Raw genomic sequence first — 2,492 nt, 5'->3', positions numbered from 1 at the left:
CGCCCTGCTCGCCGCCCGCGCCCCGCGCCTGGAGCGGGCGCTGAAGAAGGTCACCCGATCGGGTGGCGAGGTGGTGTTGATCGACGGCACCCTCGCTCGCACCCGCCGCCGCGCCGGGGAGGAGAACCGGCCGAACTACAGCGGGAAGCACAGAGAAGTACGCCCTCCACTGGGGCAAGGCCTATGAACTCGCCAAGACCATCAAACGCCTCGCCAGCGAGCTCTACGACGGCTTCAAGACCTGGCGCGCGGAATCCAAGGCCGCCCGCGAAGCCGAACAGATTGCCGGCAGCTGCCTGACCGGCGGCAAGCACAGCTTCAAACCCGACACACCCGTCCTACTCGCCGACGGCACCACCAAACCAATCAAGGACGTCAAACCAGGCGACAACGTCCAGTCCACCGACCCACAAACCGACACCACCACCGCCGAACCCGTCACCGCCACCATCGTCACCCCCGACGACCGGCAGTTCACCGACCTGACGCTCGGCTCCAGCTCGAAGCCGTCCGACACCATCACCTCGACCCAGCACCACCCCTACTGGGACGAGACCACACAGCGCTGGACCAACGCCGCCGACGTCCAGGTCGGCGACCAGCTTCGCGCAGCCGACGGCGCACTCCTCACCGTCGAGGCCACCCGTAACTACGAGACCCAGCCGCAGGAGGCCCGCGACCTCAGCGTTGCCGTCCTTCACACGTACTATGTGCTGGCGGGGGCCACACCGGTCCTGGTCCACAATTGCGGCGAGGCTGATCCTTACAGCCTTAAGCGGACAGAGGCGCTTTCGGGTAACGCATCGAAGCGAAACGTCGATAATCTGGCGGCTTCAATGAAGGAGAATGGCTGGCAGGGTGATCCGATCAAGGTCGCGAAGAGCGGCGATGACCTGTTCGTTTTGGATGGTCACCACCGGGTTGCTGCCGCTAAGCGGGCAGGAATCAACGTCCCGTATCGGATTGCGTCCGAGGAAGAGCTACTAGCTCAGTATCCGGGCGGTATCGACGAAGTGGCCAGCGCTTGGGCTGAAGTCGGTCCAGATAAGCTTGTTAACCGCTACAAGAAGCCGGGGTTCAGGTGACAAACGACGTCTCAGCGGAGGTGGAGGGGTATCTCGATGCCCTAGCTCGGGTGCGGGCGATCGTCGGGGAGGGCGGTCCTGACCAGGGATCCGCGCTAGCCCTCGTCATTAAGCGTGTGCGTGCGCGCGAGATGGGGAGGTCGGGATCCCTTCATGGCGGCATCACGTACAGCGTTCATGGGAATGGTTGCTTGTTTACCGAAGCGAACGGCTGTGAGGTTGACGTCGATTTCCTGACTGATGGCACTGAGGTCTTTGATTCATGGCGGATTCGAAGGTTCTCACTGAGTCGAGGAGGCGAGCCTCTCGGAACTTATGAGGAATTGACCCATAAATGCCGTCAGATGGTTGCTGAAGGAGCGCTTGGCGAGCCGCTCGCGGGTTGGTTCTCCTTGAGGTACACGGAGTAGCGAGCATTTGGACTGCGCATCCAGTCTGACAGGCGCCCCGAACTCGTGAATGGTTTTTCAGGGCGCATGTGCTGCGAGGCCCCACCGGGAATCCGGTGGGGCCTCGCAGTCGTTTGACGGCAACGTTTGACGGCAACGTCAACGGACGAGGGCTGCACAAAGCGGCGGATCATCATCGTCGTTGGGCTTGGCGGTGGCTTCCGAAGGACTGCGGAGGGCGCGGCTGAGGAGGTCGATGGCGTCGCGCTGGAGGCGGAGTCGGACGTGTGCGTAGACGGTGGCGGTGACGCCGATGTGGGCGTGGCCGAGGAGTTCCTTGATGACGACGAGTTCGACGCCTTGCTCCAGGAGGAGTGTCGCGGTCGAGTGCCTCAGGTCGTGGAACCGGATCGCCCGGAGGCGAGAGCGGCGGAGCAGCACCTTGAAGTGACGGGTGAGGGTGGCGGGTTCGATGAGGTGCCCGTCGGGCCGGGTGAAGACCTGGCCGCTTTCCCTCCAGTTCGCTCCCGCACTCTGCTTCTCCTGGGCCTGCTGGGCGCGGTGGGCGCGCAGCGAGGCGACACAGTCTGCTGGGAGAGCAATACGGCGTTCGGAGTTGATGGTCTTGGTGGGCAGGGTGGTCAGGCCACTGCTGTTGGTGCGTTGGAGGGTGCGCCGGATGGTGGCAGTGCCGGCGTCGAGGTCGAGGTCTTCCCAGCGCAGGCCGAGGAGTTCTCCCTTGCGGAGTCCGGTGCGGAGGGCGAGTTCGAACAGTGCGTGCAGCCGGTGACCAGAGGTAGCGGCGAGGAAGGCGCGGGCTTCAGCAGCGGTGAGGGGATCGAATCGGCGGAGGCGGGGTGTCCCAGTGCGGACGTTGCGGGCGACGCTGCGCGGGATCTCCTCCTCACGCACGGCATGCTCCAGTGTCAATCCCCTGTAACCGTGGAGTCCTCCGCTATGCGGCCTTGGCCTCCTGACGGGCTTCGGCTCGTGTCTTGCTGATGATCCGTTCGAACTC

General features: G+C 64.2%; 2 protein-coding genes and 2 pseudogenes. 3 read left to right on the top strand and 1 reads right to left on the bottom strand.

All coding sequences use genetic code 11. The features are described 5' to 3' along the window. The 3 genes and pseudogenes from ACH4J0_RS43060 to ACH4J0_RS43050 form a co-directional block, all read left to right on the top strand. Window positions 1-187, top strand: a pseudogene (locus ACH4J0_RS43060) (hypothetical protein); the annotation flags it as partial. 13 nt (window positions 188-200) lie between these two features. Then, entirely contained in the window at window positions 201-1,085 is an 885-nt protein-coding gene (locus tag ACH4J0_RS43055; RefSeq protein ID WP_396246641.1) for a polymorphic toxin-type HINT domain-containing protein, read from the top strand. Further along, a complete protein-coding gene (locus ACH4J0_RS43050) occupies window positions 1,082-1,495 on the top strand; it encodes a DUF6896 domain-containing protein (protein WP_396246640.1) in 414 nt (137 codons plus the stop codon). The genes ACH4J0_RS43055 and ACH4J0_RS43050 overlap by 4 nt, the downstream gene beginning before the upstream one ends. Window positions 1,496-1,633: 138 nt before the next feature. Here ACH4J0_RS43050 and ACH4J0_RS43045 read toward each other — a convergent pair. After that, a pseudogene (locus ACH4J0_RS43045) lies at window positions 1,634-2,422 on the bottom strand (site-specific integrase); the annotation flags it as partial. Window positions 2,423-2,492 lie beyond the last annotated feature (70 nt).

It is taken from the genome of Kitasatospora sp. NPDC017646 (genome assembly GCF_044329365.1).
Classification (GTDB): Bacteria; Actinomycetota; Actinomycetes; order Streptomycetales; family Streptomycetaceae; genus Kitasatospora.
This window is presented reverse-complemented; position numbering and strand designations above follow the sequence as displayed.